20 protein-coding genes are annotated in these 21,177 nt (G+C 41.7%); 10 read left to right on the top strand and 10 right to left on the bottom strand.

The features are described 5' to 3' along the window. Nucleotides 1–1,422, top strand: coding sequence for a 5-methyltetrahydrofolate--homocysteine methyltransferase (locus tag QQK00_RS11830; RefSeq protein WP_284217787.1), 1,422 nt, complete (start codon nucleotides 1–3; stop codon nucleotides 1,420–1,422). 92 nt (nucleotides 1,423–1,514) lie between these two features. Here QQK00_RS11830 and QQK00_RS11825 read toward each other — a convergent pair whose 3' ends face one another. Further along, nucleotides 1,515–1,745: a SlyX family protein gene (locus tag QQK00_RS11825; RefSeq protein WP_284217786.1), complete on the bottom strand. Its 231-nt coding sequence runs from the start codon at nucleotides 1,743–1,745 to the stop codon at nucleotides 1,515–1,517. After that, entirely contained in the window at nucleotides 1,742–2,722 is a 981-nt protein-coding gene (locus QQK00_RS11820; RefSeq protein WP_284217785.1) for a WD40 repeat domain-containing protein, read from the bottom strand. The genes QQK00_RS11825 and QQK00_RS11820 overlap by 4 nt, the downstream gene beginning before the upstream one ends. Before the next feature lie 96 nt (nucleotides 2,723–2,818). Here QQK00_RS11820 and fkpA point away from each other — a divergent pair, with 96 nt between their 5' ends. After that, complete coding sequence (gene fkpA / locus QQK00_RS11815) at nucleotides 2,819–3,583, top strand: FKBP-type peptidyl-prolyl cis-trans isomerase (protein ID WP_284217784.1); 765 nt, start codon at nucleotides 2,819–2,821, stop codon at nucleotides 3,581–3,583. A 66-nt stretch (nucleotides 3,584–3,649) separates the two neighbouring features. Here fkpA and QQK00_RS11810 read toward each other — a convergent pair whose 3' ends face one another. Then, on the bottom strand, nucleotides 3,650–3,892 hold the full coding sequence (locus tag QQK00_RS11810) for a hypothetical protein (protein ID WP_284217783.1): 243 nt from the start codon (nucleotides 3,890–3,892) through the stop codon (nucleotides 3,650–3,652). A 116-nt stretch (nucleotides 3,893–4,008) separates the two neighbouring features. On the opposite strand from QQK00_RS11810, the gene greB reads away from it, so the two are divergent. The 7 genes from greB (at nucleotide 4,009) to QQK00_RS11775 (ending at nucleotide 15,253) form a co-directional block, all read left to right on the top strand. Next, nucleotides 4,009–4,491, top strand: coding sequence for a transcription elongation factor GreB (gene greB / locus QQK00_RS11805; protein ID WP_284217782.1), 483 nt, complete (start codon nucleotides 4,009–4,011; stop codon nucleotides 4,489–4,491). Between the two features lie 148 nt (nucleotides 4,492–4,639). Next, nucleotides 4,640–6,964: a Tex family protein gene (locus QQK00_RS11800; protein ID WP_284217781.1), complete on the top strand. Its 2,325-nt coding sequence runs from the start codon at nucleotides 4,640–4,642 to the stop codon at nucleotides 6,962–6,964. 532 nt (nucleotides 6,965–7,496) lie between these two features. Beyond that, nucleotides 7,497–10,598, top strand: a complete 3,102-nt coding sequence (locus QQK00_RS11795) for a TonB-dependent receptor (protein ID WP_284217780.1) — start codon at nucleotides 7,497–7,499, stop codon at nucleotides 10,596–10,598. Between the two features lie 185 nt (nucleotides 10,599–10,783). Continuing rightward, nucleotides 10,784–11,527, top strand: a complete 744-nt coding sequence (locus QQK00_RS11790) for a SapC family protein (RefSeq protein ID WP_284217779.1) — start codon at nucleotides 10,784–10,786, stop codon at nucleotides 11,525–11,527. A gap of 5 nt (nucleotides 11,528–11,532) precedes the next feature. After that, nucleotides 11,533–12,588: a cupin-like domain-containing protein gene (locus QQK00_RS11785; protein WP_284217778.1), complete on the top strand. Its 1,056-nt coding sequence runs from the start codon at nucleotides 11,533–11,535 to the stop codon at nucleotides 12,586–12,588. Between the two features lie 11 nt (nucleotides 12,589–12,599). Beyond that, the gene (locus QQK00_RS11780; protein ID WP_284217777.1) at nucleotides 12,600–14,081 is read left to right on the top strand and encodes a tryptophan halogenase family protein; all 1,482 of its coding nucleotides are present in this window, start codon (nucleotides 12,600–12,602) and stop codon (nucleotides 14,079–14,081) included. A gap of 32 nt (nucleotides 14,082–14,113) precedes the next feature. Beyond that, nucleotides 14,114–15,253 (top strand): DUF418 domain-containing protein, encoded by a 1,140-nt coding sequence (locus QQK00_RS11775; protein ID WP_284217776.1) that lies wholly within the window; start codon nucleotides 14,114–14,116, stop codon nucleotides 15,251–15,253. On the opposite strand, the gene QQK00_RS11770 is transcribed toward QQK00_RS11775, so the two are convergent. The 7 genes from QQK00_RS11770 to QQK00_RS11740 form a co-directional block, all read right to left on the bottom strand. Then, nucleotides 15,228–15,965 carry a putative metalloprotease CJM1_0395 family protein gene (locus QQK00_RS11770; RefSeq protein WP_284217775.1) on the bottom strand — a complete coding sequence of 246 codons (738 nt, stop codon included), beginning with the start codon at nucleotides 15,963–15,965 and terminating at the stop codon, nucleotides 15,228–15,230. The genes QQK00_RS11775 and QQK00_RS11770 overlap by 26 nt on opposite strands. 25 nt (nucleotides 15,966–15,990) lie before the next feature. Then, nucleotides 15,991–16,236 (bottom strand): hypothetical protein, encoded by a 246-nt coding sequence (locus QQK00_RS11765; protein WP_284217774.1) that lies wholly within the window; start codon nucleotides 16,234–16,236, stop codon nucleotides 15,991–15,993. 163 nt (nucleotides 16,237–16,399) lie between these two features. Beyond that, entirely contained in the window at nucleotides 16,400–17,320 is a 921-nt protein-coding gene (locus QQK00_RS11760) for a hypothetical protein (RefSeq protein ID WP_284217772.1), read from the bottom strand. After that, on the bottom strand, nucleotides 17,317–18,177 hold the full coding sequence (locus QQK00_RS11755; protein WP_284217771.1) for an ABC transporter ATP-binding protein: 861 nt from the start codon (nucleotides 18,175–18,177) through the stop codon (nucleotides 17,317–17,319). The genes QQK00_RS11760 and QQK00_RS11755 overlap by 4 nt, the downstream gene beginning before the upstream one ends. Then, nucleotides 18,174–18,536, bottom strand: a complete 363-nt coding sequence (locus QQK00_RS11750) for a GntR family transcriptional regulator (RefSeq protein ID WP_284217770.1) — start codon at nucleotides 18,534–18,536, stop codon at nucleotides 18,174–18,176. The genes QQK00_RS11755 and QQK00_RS11750 overlap by 4 nt, the downstream gene beginning before the upstream one ends. A 131-nt stretch (nucleotides 18,537–18,667) precedes the next feature. Continuing rightward, nucleotides 18,668–19,324, bottom strand: a complete 657-nt coding sequence (locus QQK00_RS11745) for a class I SAM-dependent methyltransferase (RefSeq protein WP_284217769.1) — start codon at nucleotides 19,322–19,324, stop codon at nucleotides 18,668–18,670. Between the two features lie 147 nt (nucleotides 19,325–19,471). Next, nucleotides 19,472–20,293 carry an alpha/beta fold hydrolase gene (locus QQK00_RS11740; protein WP_284217768.1) on the bottom strand — a complete coding sequence of 274 codons (822 nt, stop codon included), beginning with the start codon at nucleotides 20,291–20,293 and terminating at the stop codon, nucleotides 19,472–19,474. A gap of 162 nt (nucleotides 20,294–20,455) precedes the next feature. Between QQK00_RS11740 and QQK00_RS11735 the strand changes: the two genes are divergently transcribed. Then, complete coding sequence (locus QQK00_RS11735) at nucleotides 20,456–21,172, top strand: ComF family protein (RefSeq protein WP_284217767.1); 717 nt, start codon at nucleotides 20,456–20,458, stop codon at nucleotides 21,170–21,172. Nucleotides 21,173–21,177: the final 5 nt, after the last annotated feature.

The raw sequence follows: 21,177 nt of genomic DNA, 5'->3' as shown, positions 1-21,177 counted from the left end.
ATGAACGCATTTATTCAGAACAAAAAGCCTTTGAGCTTGATAACTCTCGCAATTTTAGGTGCATTACTTAGCGGCTGTAGCGGAGATGCAGAAACAATTATCATTGAACGCGAACCTATCGTTGAAGACGACCATGACGACGGCCACGACCATTCAGGTGAACCCGGTGGTGGAGGTGATATAACAATCGAAAGTTTGGGTCGTATCGCTGTGTTGTCGTCAGAGGCAAGTGCACTGGCAATAATGGATATAGACGATGGTGCTATGTTGGATGAATTTTCATTAAGCGATAGTAGCGCAGCCCTTTACGCGTCACCTGACAATCGATATGCCGTAATTTCAATGCGCTCAATGGACACGACTGATTTTATCGATGGTGGCTTATGGCGCGAAGATCACACTGACCATTTGCACGACTACAAACAAGCCCCTCAAATGAGTGACTTCAGCGTCAACGGAAGCCGCCCAACGCATATTGGCACCTACGATGGCCAAATGACTATATTTTATGATGGAGATGCTGAAGCTGGCGTACCAGCTGGTGTAAAAGTACTTACAGACGAAAATATTGCAGCCGAGTCTGACACTCTCCCTACACTTGAATTTACGATGAACATGCATGGCGTTGCAAAATCTCGTGGTGATATCCTTGTATCAACCGTGCGTCGCGAAGATAGCGAAAGTACATCAAATGCAAAAATATTGCCTGACCAAGTAGGCATTTATCATTGGCACGATGGTGAATACCAACTTGAACAAGTATTAGCAACACCCTGCCCTGATCTGCACGGTGCCGCAGAAAATGAAGATTACATTGCGTTCGGTTGTGGTGATAGCGTATTGGTTACCCACCAGCATGATGATGAATTTGAATCCGTAAAAATCGACAACATTGCTGAAATCGATGGTCTCCGAGTAGGTACAATTTATGGTCATGAGAACAGTGCTCTCTTTTTTGGGATTGCCAGTTCTAGAGCCACCGACGAACGCGCAATGGTAAGTATTAATCCAGAAAACAACACGATGAAAATAGTAGAATGGCGTTCAGAGGCGGGCGCGGACCCGGTTGCATACAGCTTTTCTGGCGATGGCGATACCTTTGTAATTCTGGACAACCTCGGTTTTGTTGCTAAGTATGTGCTGCATGAACATAACGGTGAACTAGAATTCGAGTTTGAATCAGCAATTGGGGTTTCTAACGAGGATATAAGCGCAATGCCTGAAGGTCATAACTTCAGCATGACCATGTCACAGAATGATGAACACTTGTATATCGCTGATCCTATAGCCCAACATATTCTGCAAATCGATTTAACAGAAATGAGCATAGAGGATGATATCGAACTAGATATAATCCCCTCACGACTGGTTTGGCTCGGTATCGCTAAAACGAGCGACCACAATAGTGACGATCATGATTAAGTCGTCTTAATTTAACAAAATAGTGCCCTTATTTAGTAGAGAGCGATAGTAGTTTTTTTACCCTCTATTTGCACTACTATCTATTTGCACTACTAATAATGCGGCGGAATTTCTATCTGATCAGCACTAGGTAAGTCTGACGTTTGTAGTGTTTTTAACTTATCAGAGACAATAGACATTTTACGCTCCATTAGTTCTAACGATTGTTGTTGCTCAATGAGTATTTGATTCAACTTTTCAATCGTATCTTCTTGATACGCTACTTTTACTTCTAGGTAATCGAGACGTTCCATTAATGCCTCTTGTAATAAGATTTGGTTCATTGACTTAGTTTCCAGTGTGCTAAATTGCCGTTACTCGATATTGAAATTGGCTGAAGCTCATCAAAGCCAACCGCATATACTACGGCAGATTGTGGTGCCGGCCCAGTGTTCGGTGTCACCCGCCATTCAGAAATGGATTCACCAGATTTCACATCCCATAAGATCAAGCGCTTCGCTGGAGAACCCGTTAATAAGTACTTACCATCTTCTGAAAATTCTGCTGCAGTAAATATAATCTGACGCTCAATGAATCGCAATTGGCTAATCGGCTCGCCGCTTTGCACATCCCATATTTGCGAGTCGTCTTGACTATCTGCAGTAAATACATAGCGTGACAGTTGATCTAGCACCACTTTAGTTACACGATGTGGATGCGTAAAAGCATGGATAATTTGACCACTATCGGTGTCCCACAAGTACGCACGATAATCATTACCGCCAGTAAGTGCAAAACGTCCATTCGCAGAAATATCGACAGAGTTTATTTTCTCTTCGTGCCCCAAAAATTCTAAGCGGCGTCCAGTGTACGGTTCAAAAAATAGCACCTTGCCATTTGAACGCCCAACAATAATAGCGTTGCCGTTGTTACTTACCGCAACATCACGAATAGTACTTTCATCAATTCGCCAAAAACCAAGTGGCTCACCAGAGGTCATATCCCATAATGCAAATGCCTCGTCATCAGATGTCACGGCTACAGTGTTGTCTGGGGATAACCTAACGTTGTCGACAAGGTTAAGGCCTTCACCTTGGTGGCGCCAAGTAAAACGTTTTTCTTTTGCTTCAAGATCCCACACATCCACCGCGCCATTTACAGATGAAACGACAGCCACTGAAGCATCATTGCTGATATCGGCTGCATAAACGCCAGATTCTGATAGAACTTTTCGTTCAATTGGTGTCGAATCAGGTACTGAACACGCTACTGTACTAATAAGACTAACAATGCAAAGAATATTTTTTGAATAGCTTTTCATGAAAGAGGTTTTACTTTTTAGCTCAGGTGTTTACCATGTATCACCAAGTATATCTGATCAACTAAAGGTTGTACCAACCTTAACCGGAGTAATTCTATGAAAAAGGCTTATTTAGCCACTACGCTACTTGCTGCACTAACAATGACTGCATGCGGTGGAGCAAAAAAAGAAGAAAGCACTGATGCACCCGTTCAAACAGAAGCGAGCGCAACAACAGAGTCGATGACCGAAGCCCAGAAACAATCATACGCACTTGGTGCAAGTATGGGTTTATATGTTAAAAACCGTTTTGAAGAACAAAAGAAACTAGGCATGGACGTAAGTGAAGATGCCTTAGTAAAAGGTGTTAAAGACGCGCTTGCGGACAACGCTAAATTTACACAAGCGGAATTGCAAGAAATTACTCAAGCAGCTGATACTGCTTTGCGCGCGGCACAACAAGCACGAGATGCAAAAGCAGCAGAAGAAAATGTGGCTGTTGGTAAAACGTTTTTAGCAGAAAATGCGACAAAAGAAGGCGTAATAACCACTGAATCTGGCTTGCAATATACGGTGCTTACGTCTAGTGAAGGTGAAAGCCCAGCGGCCACAGATGTGGTAAAAGTGCACTACAAAGGCACCTTACTTGATGGCTCTGAATTCGACTCATCTTACAGCCGAGGAACGCCAGCTGAATTCCCACTAAATCAAGTCATTTCAGGTTGGACTGAAGGTGTGCAGTTAATGAAAGTAGGCGAAAAATTCAAATTTTTTATCCCGCCTGAGCTGGCATATGGTGAACGCGCAACGGGAAAAATTACACCTAATTCAACCCTTATATTCGAAGTTGAATTGCTAGAAATCGTTAAAAAAGGCGAATAAGCCAGACGGCCACTTTCCATGATGGTGGCCGTTTTGTTTTCTCAGTTAATAAAAATCTAACAAGCGCTAATGCGCTTGTTTTGTTTTATGAGAAAATCTGACTAAAAACCAACCTGCAATAAGTAAAGTAACACTTAACATCAATACATAAGGTAACCACGGCTCATGACTACTAGTAATAAGTGCCATAATGCATAGCATTACACCCAACGCACCCAATATAAATGTATTGATGGAAATAAAGCTTTTTAGTACCGGAAAAGCCGAACCAAACAACGTAAGCAGCATTTTTGATCTTGAAAAAAACATAAGAGTCTCCAGTTAATGAAGGTAATCGTTTACTGCTCAATACGATTTCTATGTAATAGGTAGAGTCTACGCCTGTGTTTTGGTTCAAAAATAAATCATAATTTAAGTTAATACTCATGCCTACTCCTTTAATTACTCCTCGCGGCTACCGCACACTTAAGCAAGAACTTGATTACCTTTGGCGAGAAGAACGACCTGAAATAACTAAGAAAGTCACATGGGCTGCAAGCCTAGGTGACAGAAGTGAAAACGCTGACTATCAATACAACAAACGCAGGCTCCGCGAAATTGATAGGCGCGTTCGGTATATTCGAAAAGCCCTAGAAAGACTGAAAGTTATTCCGTATAACCCAAGCCAAGAAGGAAAAGTTTTTTTTGGTGCCCATGTTGAAATTGAAAACGAAGCTGGCGACATAAAACACTTTCAAATTGTAGGTTATGACGAAATATTTAAACGGAAAGATGTAATTTCTGTTGATTCGCCAATGGCTCGAGCATTGATTAAGAAAGAAGTTGGCGACGAAATTGAAGTGCGCACAGAAGCAGGCGTTTTTGTTTGGTTTATCAATAATGTTTCATACACAAAAGAGAGCATATGAAAGAAGCCATTAGAGAGATTTACGCGGGTACATTTGCCATGTTCGCGCAGTATAAACACGAAAATACATATCCATTACCGCATACCAAGGGTATAATTTTAGCCTTTACTCCATCACAACCGTCCATATTACGCCAAGATATTAATCTATGATTCAATCCATTATTGCAAATGAGTTAAATGCCAGCGAACAACAAGTAAGTGCAGCAATTTCTTTACTTGATGAAGGCGCAACGGTGCCATTTATTGCCCGTTACCGAAAAGAAGTCACGCAAGGCCTCGACGATACCCAGTTAAGAAACTTAGAGCAACGATTAGCTTATTTAAGAGAGCTAGAAGATCGTAAAAAGGTGATTCTAAAATCAATTGATGAACAAGGTAAACTAGACAATACCTTAAAACAGAAGATAATTGATTCCGAAAACAAAACCAGCTTAGAAGACTTGTATTTACCGTACAAACCAAGGCGCCGTACAAAAGGGCAAATAGCCATTGAAGCCGGATTACTGCCGCTTGCAGAAACCTTACTTAATGATACAAGTGCCGACCCTGACGGCCAAGCGGCCAACTATGTAGATGCGGAAAAAGGCATTGCTGATACCAAGGCAGCGTTAGATGGTGCGAAGTTTATCCTGATGGAGCAATTTGCGGAAAACGCAGATGTCCTACAATTACTTCGTCGTCACATCACCCAGCAAGGACATGTCACCAGTGCCGTGGTTGACGGCATGCAGAAGCAAGGTGAGAAATACGCAGATTACTTCGAGTATTCGGAAAAATATAGTACAGTGCCTAGTCATCGGGCATTGGCAATTTTCCGAGGCCGCAATGAAGGTATATTGCATATTGCAATTGATCCAAACCCAGCGCAAACAGAACAAAAAACGATTGTTTGCGAATCTCTGATTAAACAAGCGCTTGGACTTAAGTTGGCTGATTCGGCGCGTGATCGCTGGCTAAATACTGTTGTTCAGTGGACGTGGAAAATCAAAATTTCGTTGCACATGGAAACAGAACTTTTCGCTAAATTGCGAGAAGCAGCGGAAACCGAAGCAATCAATGTTTTTGCGAAAAATTTGAAAGACCTCTTAATGGCTGCGCCTGCTGGACCGCGCGTGACAATGGGGCTTGATCCTGGTATTCGTACCGGCGTAAAAACCGCCATTGTAGACAGTACTGGTAAGGTATTGGCTACGACGACCATATTCCCACATGCCCCTCAAAATCAGTGGGATAAGTCTAAACGTACCCTAGCGACGCTATGCAAACAACATAAAGTCAACATTATTAGTATTGGTAACGGCACAGGGTCACGCGAAACAGACAAACTAGTGGCTGAAATGATGAAGTCCGAAGCAGAGTTGGCCTTACAAAGAATAGTCATAAGCGAAGCAGGAGCATCCGTTTATTCTGCCTCAGAATTGGCTTCAAATGAATTACCTGAGCTCGATGTTTCACTCAGGGGGGCGGTTTCTATTGCAAGACGTTTACAAGATCCACTTGCGGAACTTGTTAAAATTGAACCCAAAGCCATTGGTGTAGGGCAGTACCAACACGATGTGAATCAAAGTCAGCTAGCTAGCTCGTTGGACAATGTAATAGAAGACTGTGTAAATGCCGTTGGTGTTGATCTTAATACTGCCTCTCCTTCCTTGTTGGCACACGTGTCCGGTCTTAATAAAACTTTAGCGAATAACATTGTCGCTTTTAGAAACAAAAACGGTTCATTTGCCGATAGAAAAACACTAAAAAAGGTAGAGCGATTAGGCCCTAAAGCATTCGAACAAGCCGCTGGTTTTTTACGTGTGATGAATGGTAACAATCCCTTAGATGCGAGTGCCGTTCACCCAGAAGCGTATACGGTCGTTGACAACATTGCCGCGAAAGCTGAGATTGCATTGAGTGATATCATCGGGAACACGCAAGCACTAGCCAAAGTTAACCTTCAAGACGTTGCCAATGACGAATTTGGGTTACTGACTTTAAAAGACATTGTAAAAGAGCTCGAAAAACCTGGACGAGATCCCCGCCCCGAGTTTAAAACGGCGAGTTTTAAAGACGGCGTTTCAGAAATCAGTGACTTAAAGATTGGCATGCAGTTGGAAGGCGTAGTAAGCAATGTAGCCAATTTTGGCGCCTTTGTGGATATCGGCGTGCATCAAGATGGCTTGGTGCATATTTCGTCAATGACAAATAAATTCATTAAAGACCCTCGCGAAATTGTGAAAACAGGCGATGTCGTCAAAGTAAAAGTGACCGACGTAGACCCTGCTCGCAAGCGCATATCACTGACCATGCGCCTCGACGATGACACTTCTGCGAATCAGGCTAAAGCGCCAATTAAGTCAACGCGTGATTCTCCGCACAAATCGCATCACAAATCACAAACAAACAGGCAAAAACCGAAACCTGCGCAATCTAACGCAGCAATGGGTAACGCCTTTGCTGAAGCGTTTGCCAAAGCAAAAAAATAATAACAACAAAGGAACTGTAACCTGGACTCTAGATAAGCAACAGCGCCCAGCAACACTAAAAACGCGAATTACTGGATTATCTATCTTTAAAAACAAATACTTGCACTATTTCTTATCCAGAGTTCAGGTTACTGTAGATTTCAACAACAATCATTGAGATCTACAGCGCCAAGTCTACGCTGTTAATTCTACGTCTACTCCTTCTACATTAATTACCAAAAATAACCTTCATCAACTATATTTTTCATAAGATGTTGCAAGAAACCATCTAAGATAAAAAATAATAACACCGCAATTAAATTTCGTTAGAACACATATGCGACGAAGATTAATGACATTTAAGCTGTTGATTTAACAACTAATAATCTTTAACACAAACAAGTAATACATTAAGTATAGTAAATTACACACAAACTAAAATCATTAACATCTTATTGACATTTACGCATCATGTACTTAACGTTGAAATCGATTTCAAGAAGAACACACAACGATACATTCACTCAACTAAAATAATTTAAGGTATATTTCGATGAGATCTTCAAGACATTTCGCACCATCGTTATTAGCTAAAAGTATAGCGCTAGTGCTTAGTACCACTGCCATTGCGCCTGTTGTTGCTCAAGAAGATGACGCTCCTGAAGTAATTAAAGTAAGAGGTATTAGAGGTAGCTTACAAGAATCAATGAGCATCAAACGGGATTCGAAAGGCGTGGTAGACGCTATTTCCGCTGAAGACATTGGTAAGTTCCCGGACACAAATTTAGCCGAGTCACTTCAACGTATTTCAGGTGTTTCTATTAACCGAAATAATGGCGAAGGCCAAAATGTGACTGTCCGTGGTTTTGGCGCGGACAAGAATATGGTGACACTCAATGGCCGCATGATGCCAGCCGCTTCAGCCTATGGTAGTGGTGGCGGAACATCAAGAGCATTTGATTTTGGTAACTTAGCGTCGGAAAGTGTACGCGCGGTAGAGGTATACAAAACAGGCAAAGCCAGCATTGCTACGGGTGGCATTGGCGCAACAATAAATATTAAGACAGCAAAACCATTAGACAGTGAAGGATTTCAAGCAAGCGTAGGCGCCAAAATAGTTCATGATACGACCGTTGTGAGTGGCGACGATTTTACACCTGAGTTGTCAGGTATCTTCAGCTTCGCGAATGACGATTCGACTTGGGGAGTCGGCTTAACATTAAGCCATCAAACAAGACACAGTGGCTCTTCTCGCGCAGGTGTTGGCGGATGGCGTTTTCAAGAATGGTCTCCTGAATACAATGCCGAATCTGATACTTTCCAATATGACGGTTTTGGTATTGCAGATGGTCCAAATGGCGAACAAAATGCTGCATATACAAGCAGTAGAATAATAAATGCGCCAGCGGAAGGGCAATTATTTGGTGTACCAAATGATTTGCGCTTTTATCATTCAGATTTTGAACGTGACCGCACAAATGCTCAGGTAACCTTCCAATTTGCACCCACAGACGATTTTGTCGCAACGATGGATTATACCTACGCTAAAAATGAGCTTTTGCAGCAAGAAGCGCAAGCGGGTTTTTGGTTAACGCGTAGCCACGACACCATTACCTTTGATACCGACCAGCCCGTTGCGACCGGTGTACTTATTACTGAAAACCCTGGTGGTACAAAAGATAATACTGCAACACAGATTTATACTGCACAGGCGAATGAGCTTAAATCGATTGGTTTAAATTTAGAATATGCACTAAATGATGACTTAATCTTCAATTTCGATTTTCATGATTCAAGCATGGAAAGCCTACCAGATGATTTAGGCGGCAGTAATATCGGTCAATTGCAAGCAGGTTTAGCCTCACCGGTTGGCTTATCGCAAAGCTATGATTTTACTGGCGAGTTCCCATTGATACAGGTAACAACCGATGACTGCGTAAAATCAAGAACCACCGACAAGCAAGACTTACCTGCATGTAATGGCGTTTGGGATACGACCGATGTAGGGACAAACTATGCCAGAGTGCGCTCGTCTGCTCAGAAAACAGACATTTCTCAGATCAAATTTGAGGGAAGTTACGTGCTTGACGACGGTCAATTTGATTTTGGCATCGAAACACGTGCGATGGAAATGCGTCAACTGCAATCGAACTCAACCCTGAAACAAGGTGACTGGGGAATTGCAAACCCAGGTGAACTGCCTGCGGGCTTAATTGAAGAGTTTGATATTCTTGGTCAATTTGAGGATTACGACACAAGTAACACCGGCATAACGGCATTCAGAGGGAATGCTGTCGATATCATGCGTTGGGGCTTGGCAGATTATGGCTATCCCTTCGAAACAGAGTTTCAAACGACAGGTGTAAGGGACCACGATCATACTGTGGAAGAAGACACATTTTCAGCCTATTTACAGTATTCTGTTGAAGCAGAAGTAGGCGGTATGCCAACCAATGTACTCGCAGGAGTGAGGTATGAGAGTACTGATGTAACATCGACATCAATACAAGCTATACCACTGCGTATATTGTGGACCGATAACAATGACTTTACTGTCGTAAATAGCACAGATACAAATAGTGTTACAGAAGAGCACAATTACAATCACGTGCTACCGAGTTTAGATATCGATATTTCACTGACAGACAAAATCAAAGCGCGGATGTCTTTTGGTCAAACCATTGCGAGAGCTAACTACAATCAGCTTCGTGCATCAGTCTCAGGCATTGGTACAGATGCACCGACACTCATTGGCTCAACACCCCGAGCAACTGCATCAAACCCAGGCTTAGTTCCTTTACTATCAAATAACTTTGACCTGTCGTTCGAATACTATTTTGCAGATACTAGCTATGTTTCTATTGGTTACTTTGATAAGCGAGTAAGCAACTTTATCGGTAACGAGCAAGTTGAGCTACCACAGTTTGATTTACGCGATGCTACCGCAGGCCCTCGTGCACAAGCTGCTTGGGACGCATTAAACTCAATTGGTGTAACCGTTGAGGAAACCTCGTTATTTGTAATGACAGCAATACTGGACAATCCTCAAGATTTTCCAAACGGGGCTGCCGATTACCTAACAGGCGTTGCTCAAGCGGAAAGTCAATTAGCATTCTCTGAAAACATTGCCACGGCGTACGACATTACGCCAAACAGCGACGACCCCCAGTACCAATTCCTAACCTCTCGTCCAATTAATAACAGAGATGCCAACTTGTACGGTGCAGAATTCGCTGCGCAGCACTTCTTTGGCGATACTGGTTTTGGCTTGTCAGCAAACTACACCTTGGTGAATGGCGATGTGAAGTACGATAATTCTGCTGCGCCTAACATTTCTCAGTTTGCGTTAACGGGATTGAGTGATAGCGCAAACGTCGTAGCGATGTATGAAAATCATGGTATTCAGGCCCGTTTAGCTTATAACTGGCGCGACACCTTCTTAACACAAGCAGGTCGCACACCAAGATACACTGAGGACTATTCTCAATGGGATTTCAGTGTTAGTTACAACATTAATGAAAATGCCACGGTATCATTCGAAGGAATTAATATTACTGACGAAGATCAAAGAACGCATAGCCGCTCTGTAAGACAAGTCTGGAATATAATTGACCTTGGTGCACGTTACCAACTGTCTGCAAGATATGCATTCTAATGAAAAGCATGACTGACCAGACTATTTTGTAATGCAGTAAACTACTAGCATGAAAACGAAGCCGCTATCGAATAGCTATTTATTTGGTCGCGGCTTTCATATTTTTGACCAGTGCAATACACACATAGATTTTTATTCTGATTGTGTTTAAATAAATCAAAACCAATAAAAAGTAGACGTAATAAATGCCAAATCATCAACTGCTTAACAATGTTACCCATCACAACATAAAAATAATGACCGACTACGCAAGTGATTATGGTGACAACATCGGTACAGTGATGACCTTTCCGACTGAATTTGGTGATATACAAAAAGAATACCCAATATTTTTTAGAAAGCATCCAGAGACTGAAACGTTTCAAGCAGTTGCTATGCTAGGTTTGTTTCAAGATGACAATCTTTTTCTGCAAAATAATCAGTGGCTCGCGAGCTACATACCAGCAGCAATTACTAGAGGCCCCTTTGCTATCGGTTTTCAAGACCAAACTGCCGAAGGGGGAGCAGAAAAAGCACCGGTTATCCATATTGACGTTGATCACCCAAGGGTAAACAAAGACAAAGGACATTCGGTGTTCTTAGAACATGGTGGCAATAGTCCATATCTAGAACATATTAGCAATATCTTTACCCATATGATGGATGGCATGGCAATGGGTGAAGCCATGATAAATGCATTCAACACGCTTGATTTGTTTGAAGCAGTAGAGTTAGAAGTAACGCTGCACGGCAATCAACAGCACCGCTTACACGGGAATTATACAATCAGTGAAACGAAGCTTGATGCGCTCTCACCAAATGACTTGCAAAAACTGCACAAAGCTGGATTTTTGCAATGTGCCTACTTGGCAAGGGCATCTATGAGCAATGTACAAAAGTTGGTAAATTGGCAAAACCAAAAAATGCAGCAACAGAGTGACGCCTCCTAATTGCTATGATGTCAGATTCTACCAATGTATTTCCTGTGTCTTCAATGCCGAGCGTAAAAACGCTCGAAGGTATTACCCCCCAAAATATACCGCCATCTGTATTTTCGTCTGAAACACCGATAATACTCAAAGGATTAATACGCGAATGGACCTTAGTCAAAAAAGGATTGGAGAATCCAAATACCGCCGTTGAATATTTAAAATCTCATTACAATGGCAAACCTTCTGGCGCATATTTCGGGTCGCCAGATATTGCAGGGCGGTACTTTTATAACGAAGACTTAAGTGACTGCAATTTCTCTATCAAAAAAACGCAGTTGAACGAGTTTTTAGACAACATTATAAAGCACTTGGATGATACCAAACCACCCAGCTTTTACATTGCTTCGAATGACATCAATCAACATTTTCCGTCATTGTTGACCTCAAATAACCTACATTTCGACAAGACAGTATTTGGAAATGTCGAGCCTAGAGCCAGCATTTGGATTGGCAACAAAACGCTAGTGTCTTGTCATTACGACGTACTTTCAAATATGGCGTGTTGTGCTATTGGCCACCGCAGATTTACACTATTTCCACCGGATCAAATTGAGAACTTATATCCAGGACCGTTTCATCCAACACCTGGCGGGCAAGTTGTCAGCATGGTAGATTTTAAAGACCCTGACTTCGCTAAATACCCCAAATTCCGTACCGCGCTAGCGCATGGCATGATTGCAGACTTATCACCAGGAGATGCGCTATTTTTACCCACGATGTGGTGGCATCAAGTGGAAGGCTTCGACAAATTTAACACCCTAGTAAATTACTGGTGGACACCCGCACCGCCAATGATGGGACAAGCCAACACAGTATTAATGCATGCCTTACTTAGCCTACGCGATCAGCCCAGTATAGAAAAATCCGCATGGAAACATATCTTTGACTATTACATTTTTGCCAGCCCAGACTTAGCAAGGGAGCACTTGCCTGAGCACGCATGGGGTATTTTAGGTGAGTCAAGCGATTTACGCGTTAGGCAATTAAAAGCAAACATATTAAACAAACTCAATCGATAAACGAGGCACTTGTGGAAATACGCAATATCCAAAAAATTGTCATTGCTGGCGGCGGCACCGCCGGTTGGATGGCGGCAGCTGCAATTGCTAAACAACTCGGTAAAGTGCTAGATATTACCTTAGTGGAATCTGAAGAAATTGGCACTATTGCAGTGGGTGAAGCAACCATTCCACCTATTCGTGTTTTCAATCAACTCTTAGGCATCGATGAACAAGCATTTATGCGCGCCACGTCGGCGACATTTAAATTGGGCATAGAATTTGAAAATTGGGGCAATGTTGACGAAAGCTATATTCACTCTTTCGGTAAAACGGGGCAAGAGAGCTTTTTTGCTGACTTCCATCATTTTTGGTTGAGAGGCTTAAAAGAAGGCCACAGTGCAGGTTTTTCCGAATACAGTCTAGAGCTTCAAGCGGCCAAAGCCGGAAAATTTATTAAATCTGACCAACTCAGCCTTAACTATGCCTTTCATTTAGATGCCACCGCTTACGCAAAATTTCTACGAGAGTACAGTGAATCCCGAGGTATAAAACGCATTGAAGGCAAAATAGCCAAGGTGCACAAACATATGAAGTCAGGCGATATTCAGTCTCTGGAACTGACGTCTGGTGTCCGCGTAGACGGTGACATATTCATTGATTGCACCGGGTTTAAAGCCCTGCTCATTGAGCAAGCATTACACACAGGATATGAAGATTGGTCACACTGGCTGCCTTGTGATAGCGCCTGTGTTGTGCAAACCGAATCAAACGACAACCCAATGCCTTATACGCGTGCTATTGCCCATGATGCTGGTTGGCGTTGGCGCATTCCATTACAACACAGAATTGGCAATGGTTTAGTGTACTGTAACCACTATTTATCTGACAAAGATGCCAAGCAGCGACTGTTAGATACTATTGATGGTACACCAATCACCGATCCAAGATTACTCAAATTCAAAACCGGTCGGCGTTTAAAAGCATGGCATAAAAACTGCCTTTCATTGGGCTTATCGAGTGGCTTTATCGAACCCTTAGAATCCACCAGCATACACCTCATCATGAGTAATATTATCCGCTTTATTCGAATGTTCCCGCAAAATACAGATATGCAATTCTCGCGAGAACAATACAATCAACAAACTAAACTAGAAATAGAGCAACTCCGTGATTTTATTATTCTCCACTATCACGTCACTGCGCGCGAAGATTCTGAATTTTGGCGGCATTGCAAACATATGGAAATTCCAGATACCTTAGCGCACCGAATCAATTTGTTTAAAACACATGCGCAGGCGATGCAAGTTGATGGTGAAATATTTAGAGTAGATTCATGGACACAGGTCTTGTTTGGCCAAGGGGTTATGCCAGAACACTACCATCCTATCGTCCATGCGATGAGTGACGCTGAGCTTTCATCATTCTTGGACAAATTTAGACACAATATCAAACAAACTATAGACAAATTACCAACACACAATAGCTTCATTCAACGCTATTGTAGGGCATGAAAAACGACCCTCGACAATAAAGGACAGCCTAAGTGCGTATTGATTCTATAGACATATTACGTGGTATCGCCATATTGGGGATACTGTTTATGAACATCACCTACCATGCAAACATAGAGCTCAATTATGTGCCCTTTGAAAACCCACCGAATTCAGATAAATGGGTTACCGTTTTCAATGCCATTTTTTCTGATGGCCGTTTTAGAACTCTCTTTTGTCTCTTATTTGGTGTCGGGCTAGCCATTCAATATCAGTCTTGCCAGCGCAAAGGTATAGACCATATGATTTTCCTGAAGTCACGCTTGTTCTGGCTTGCAATTTTTGGCGGTGTGCATGCCCTATTTATTTTTGGAGGTGATATATTGATGCTATATAGCTTGGCCGCATTTCAGGTGATTAAGTCACTTGATAGCAACCAAGACGCATTACTGAAAAAAGCAATAAGGCTAATATCCATTGGTTGCATATTGTGCTTAGTATTTGGCATCGGTATTTTATTTGCTGAAGGCCTTGAAGCGCCGATATATAGAAGCTCCGAAGCGTTCCTAACACAATACGAAATGTGGTATGGCAATTACCCTTATCAGGTTTTGGTTCAAGGTGGCGTCGCGCTTGCCGTCATACTGTTTTCGTTCATCAGCATTTTGTGGCAAGTCTTAGGCTTAATGTACTTGGGTATCTATTTATACCGTGCAAAGTTTTTTAGCCAAGGTTTTAAGCAACATACCGTCTTTAAATTACTTGCATTAGCACTAACCTTTAGCGTAATCAGCCTCTTACCTTATGCTTTTTTCGAAGATATCACGAGTGAATCGCTCATGTTATTGGCAAGCATATCTGCCATATTCATGTCCTTACTGTATGCTCACTTAATAATACGCATTGTTAAAAAGACACCTCAGTTATTTCATGTATTTGCCGCTACTGGAAAGATAGCGTTCAGCCTGTACATACTTCAATCCATTGCAATGGCAATACTTCTACGCTGGCTAATACCTGATTTCAATATGACCGCAACCCAATTAGATTATTTCTTAATTGCAGCGGTATTCACAGGCATTCAGTTAATATTAGCCAATATATACCTTCGCTATTTTACACAAGGACCGCTCGAAGCATTATGGCGAAAACTATATTTGGCTAGATTTAGGCAGAAATCAACAACGAATTAGCGCTGGTAACACCTTGAGTAGGCGCGTTTTGAATAGCGGTATATTGCTGAATTTGACGCTCATGGATTGATCGGTTTGAACGTTCATTGTTAGATGATTCATTGCGTTTATTCGCAGCATCGTCAGTGCTAGCGGCATTTCGCTCGGCTGTTTGTTCTTTGCCAAGTTCAGCTCTTGCTGCTAACTCTTTTTGTGACGCTTCGGCGGCGACTTTATAATCTTGCGACGACGGTTCTGCTGGCGCTAGTGCTGCCCGACGGACAACTTGCATTTTTTGAATGGTAGACTCAGGATCTTTTTCTTCCCCTACATCAATTTGAACTTCACCGCCCACTGCGTATCGGTTACCGTCAGGGCCTCGCTGAAACTCATAACTGGGTGCACCTGCATATTGCCCGCCGACAGCAGCGTGCGCTTGCTCATGAGTACGTACCTCTGCGTCACGCAGCTTTAGTTCTTTGACCTGCTTTTGTTCTTCTTCCGTTAAGGCATTAGGGTCATCTTTTTTATCATTAATACCGTGTGTTGTTTTTGGGCTAGATGCCGCTTTTTGCGTGCCCTCAACAGAAATACTGACCTTGTCTTCTGAAGAAATACTGGAGGTTTGTTTTTGTGCAGGCGCCTGCTCAGTTTTTCCTTCGGCACCAGCGACCAACAACACGGCTTGTGCGCGATTGTTGTGGCTCAGGGGTGCAGACGACAAAACATTCATAGCAGCAATTATCCTCGTAAAGTAGCTATGCGAAAGTATCGATGATTGTGCCAATCATACCGTCTGCGCGTTTTATCACGCTTGCAGATGCCTCGGCTTGAATGCTGCCAGCAGTAATATCAATTACCGCACGATTAATATCCACAGCATGCTTATTCGATTGAGCTAAATTTGCACTAGCGTCTCGAACTAATGTGCCGCCACGCTGATATCCATCAATACCAGACTGAAATGCGCTAGATAAATGGTTCGTTTGCAAATTATCAATCATATCGATACCAAAAAAATTGAAACTTCGTCTGTGTATCGGCAACCACAATAAAAACTTTAATTTATATTAAAACTAAATAGAAAAGCCCAAGTTGTCAAAAACAACCTGGGCACATTAAGCCAACAATATGTTGGGCTAACGGTGTTGAGCTACCTGCATCGAACTAAATATGACTCCGATTTACTCGCAGCCAATATGTACAATACATAAACGCGCACCCAATCAGCATAGGCACAACACCAACCTTTTCAAAGATAGTTGTGAAGACAACATAAGCTCCGGAGGAGCTCGCATCCTCAGACATGTTTAGAGAAATATTTTTCATGCCTTTAATATCAAGTAATTGAAAATATTCAAATAGCATATTTGATAAGAATGACATCTCTATATGCAAGAAACCCTCTGCTAAATACTCAAGCGTTAAAATGAGAACTACTGGCAAGAATGCCCATAATAGAGGCGCTTTTTTAGCAAACATAGACACCAACATTAGCCATGCATAAAGTGGAAATAACCACAAGGTAATGGGTATCAAATGCAAGCAAATAAAACCCAAATTGGTGAGGATATTAGCAGACATGAACACCTCTAATACTGGAATATCTGAGTGTAAAAATAGCGCTGTACCCACACCTGCAAGTAAACTACACACTAGTACTAATACACTTGCAGACAGCAAAAAAATTAAGGGCAGAACAATGGCTCCGACAAAGAGTTTATTGCCAATTGCAACTGCATCAGATACCGGCAGCGAGCGCCAAAACAACACAGATAAATCTCTTCTTTCGTCAAATAAACAACTAGTAAAATAACTAAATTGGACGAAAAAAAGTATAACGATAAATGGCATATAGAGTGGCAACAGAAACACGAGAGTCATCTGCTCAAAGCCTTTATAATTTGCGGAGTTTGCATGCAATAGCACTTCCTCAATACGCTCAAGTTGATATGCATCCATTTTAAATACGGCGAGTAAAGAAAATGCTAAAATGAGCAATGTAATCGTCGTTGGCACCCATATAAGCGTCTTTTTATACTCCCAAATCTCGCGTTTAATATTTGCGTAAATCATCGTACTGTTCATGCCCCTGCCTCCTGACCAACAAGGCCAACAAACACATCCGCCAATGTCGGTGTTACAATATTACCCAGCTCAGAAAGATTATGGCTCTCAGCGCTATCAAACAACATAGAGTGCATACCCATCATACTGGCAGTAAATAGTGGCTTTCGTGTTTTAGCCAACTCAAATTTGTCATTCGTTACTGACACTAATTTATACTTATCTCTTATGTAGTCCGCACTTTCACTTAACAGTATTTCACCGTTGTTAATAAACGCGATATGGGTAAGGATGTTTTCAATTTCTTCAATCTGGTGAGTTGTTACGATGATGGCTTTCTCTTCAGAATAGAAGTCTTCAAGTAAGTGTTTGTAAAACTGTCGGCGCGATACAATATCTAGTCCCAGCGTCGGCTCATCCAAAATAAGTACTTTTGCGTCAATCGCCAAGATCAACGCTAGATGCAGCTGCGTTACCATACCTTTAGATAAGTGCTTCACCTTTGCATGCGGTGGAATTTTAGTCTTCGCTAAAAATTCTCGGGCTTTTCTGTCATCAAATTTTGGATGAACATCTTGCATATACGATAAGGCTTGTGACACTTTTAGCCACTTAGGAAGTACCGCAACATCTGACACATATGCAACATCATTCAACATTTTATGACGACCATTTTTGGGTTCATGCCCTAACACATGAATGTTACCTTCATAAGCGGTCAATCCTAAGATAGCTTGCAAGCATGTTGTCTTGCCAGCGCCATTTGGCCCCACTAAACCAAGAATTTGCCCTGGCTCCACCGCTAGGGACACGTCATTCAGTATTGGCTTTTTACGATAAGATTTACTTACGCCTTCCACATAGACTAATGATGTCATAGACCCTCCTGAGCTAATGCCAACAATAAATCGTCTTTAGATAAACCTAAACGCGTAATTTTTTGGACAATGCTAGGCCATTCGTCGGCTAAAAACATTTGCCTCTCTCTTACTAAGATTTTTTCTTGCACACCGGGCAGTACAAACAATCCTTTGCCTCGTTGTTTCTCCACAATCATTTCATCTTGTAACATTTGGTAAGCCTTCGAAATTGTAATTGGGTTTACTTCATATTCTGCAGCAACTCGCCTAACCGATGGTAAGGCCTCGCCTTCCTTTACGTGGCCATCCAAAATCCGTTGTATTACTTGTTGATAGAGCTGAATATAAATTGGCGTATCTGTTTGCCAATGTTTCACCTTAAATGCTCCTATGCGTTCACATTATGTAGTGTTATACACCACCAACACACTCATTGCAAATAAACTCTCTATTCAACATTAGATTGTGCTAAAGAACTAGCATTAACTATTATTGTACTCGGTATACTTTATTTCGTTTTCGCTTTTATTAAGTACTGAAATGCAAAATAGTTTTTCAGTAGTGGAATACCAAGCAACTTAGCAAAAGAATTGATACCGCACGGCCGTTCAAAAATACGATAGTTTGTGTGAACAATTTCGATAGATAACCCTGCTTGTTCGAACAACTCAAATATTGTCTTTTTAGTAAAAAACCTTAAATGAGTCCGATCATGAATACCGCGATCGCGATGCGGCCAGTCACCTTTTACTACCAATGAGTAAATCGTGCTTAAATGTCGAATATTCGGAATAGAAGTAATCACATAGCCGTCTTTATTTAACAATCGTGTAGACGCCTTCAATACTGACCAAGGATCAATTAGATGTTCAAGTAAGTCAGCAAAAATAATGAGGTCATAGCGCTGGCCTTCTAGGGCGCCACTCTGAATAATTTCGGCTGCATCCCCTGTATAAACTTTATCTAAATATTTTTCGGCTTCTCCCGCCATCTCGGATGAAAGCTCGATACCAGTAACACACGCATTCGTTTTATTTTTTAAAGACCGACTTAGACTGCCTACACTGCAACCAACATCAAGCACAGTGTTAGGATCACCAGACACCAATTTAAGTATATCTGGCCGGTCACCAATATATGATTCATTTAAATTCATATCCTGCATAGTGACTTTGACTCCTCTAGACTCCGTTCAGGCACTCGACTAGTTGCCACCCGAGTCAAACAACCAGCAGGTCAGGTTATTTGAATCAAAGTGTACAATAATTAAGCATATATGTTTCACAAGATACACGCAACAATTCAAAAATACTTATGCTAACGCAAGTTTAAGGTAGTTCTCTAGCGTACTAATAAAGTCATCAGTGTGAGACAAAAAGGGCGCATGTGCGGCATTTTGAAAAATTTTAACTTGAGTATTAGGCGAATATTCTAAGATTTGGGGAATGACGGCATAGGGCACCAAGCTATCCAAACGCCCAAACATTGCTAAGTGAGGGCAAGTAATATCACGCAAAACAAGTCGTATATCATCGTTAAGTAAAATATCTAGACCGTCTGAAAGTGCTTGTGTTGATGCCAAGGGATATTGAAAAATACTTTCCTGAATCAGCTTGTTTTGATAACGCTGATTATCTACCCCCATGTTCTGAATGGCGATGAAACGCTTAATTGTTGCCTGCTGTTGCTCGATTAATTGTTGTTTAAATTTCATCAATACATCAACATCAATCCCTGACCACTCATTAGATCCAGCAAATTTTGGTGATGACGCCACAGTAATTAGACCTTTAATATCTAAGCGCCGTTCGGCCACAATACTTGCCACTAGGCCCCCCAAAGACCATGCGATGAGTACACTGTTTTTGGGTATTTGCGCATTTAAGTCATCAGCTAACGTGGCGAGATCGTACTTAAGGTTTTGGCTATCGATATCGCTTTCTTTTGTTGCTCGTTCACCATAACCAAGCAAATCAACAAACTTAAGCTTACATTGAATATCTGCACCTTCAAGCGAGTCGACAAGGGTAAACAATGAGGGTTCAATCGCTTCCCATACTCCCCTGTTCATGCCCCACCCATGCACAAAGACTAAGGTGTATGTTTGCGAATCGTTACAAGGTTGCTGCGACATATATTTTAAAAGGCCTATATTCTAAAATTCGGACAACATTCAAAAATTCTGTACCATTGTCCAGCGGTATTTTCAAACGCTGCATTCTATGCTTATCCCACATTAAGAGTTTCGGTATTCAAACATAAGGTCATTGCTATTCCACCGATTAAAAACCCGCGTATGGTAAATAAACTCAAGCACATTTACCAACAATTCAATTTAGATGTGAAAAGCGCTATCGGTAATCGTCAATGCTATATATGCGATCAATATTCTAGAGAGTTGGTGTGCGAATATTGCCTTAAAAGTACGCCCATATCTCATTTTCCAGTACCGGGAATAGACTTACTAGAACTCGAGAGCATAAGCAAGCACCTACTTACGCCAAGGTATGATAATTTGAGGGCGATATGTCATCACGATGGCATTATTGCGGCCCTAATAAATCAACTTAAGTTCAGTAACAAATCAATCGTAGCGCCAATATTGATAGAATTTTTTAACACCTATGTATTGGCGCGCCTGTCGCAACTTGAAACCTTACCAGATGCATTAATCCCGATGCCAATTTCTCGTTTACGTTTTACACAGCGTCAATATAACCAAACATGGCTGCTCGCAAAGGCTATCAATCAAAAGTATGGTATTCCAATCGAACATGCGATTATTCGTCATCGACATACCAAACAACAAAGTCGTTTAGATAGGCACGCACGATTAGCGAATACGATGAATGCCTTTAAGTTGGTGAAAGATATTCAATATAAACACATCTGTATTGTTGAAGATGTAGTAACGACCGGCGCGACCCTAAATAACCTTTGTGAATGTATTTTAGACCATGCACCAAACATAAAAATTTCTGTATGGTGCATGGCGGTAGCAAGCGTTGACTAGTAGCC

It is taken from the genome of Agaribacter marinus (assembly GCF_030160655.1).
GTDB classification, from domain to species: domain Bacteria; phylum Pseudomonadota; class Gammaproteobacteria; order Enterobacterales; family Alteromonadaceae; genus Glaciecola; species Glaciecola marina.
The sequence above is the reverse complement of the archived record's forward strand: the minus strand, read 5'-3'. Positions and strand labels throughout refer to the sequence as shown.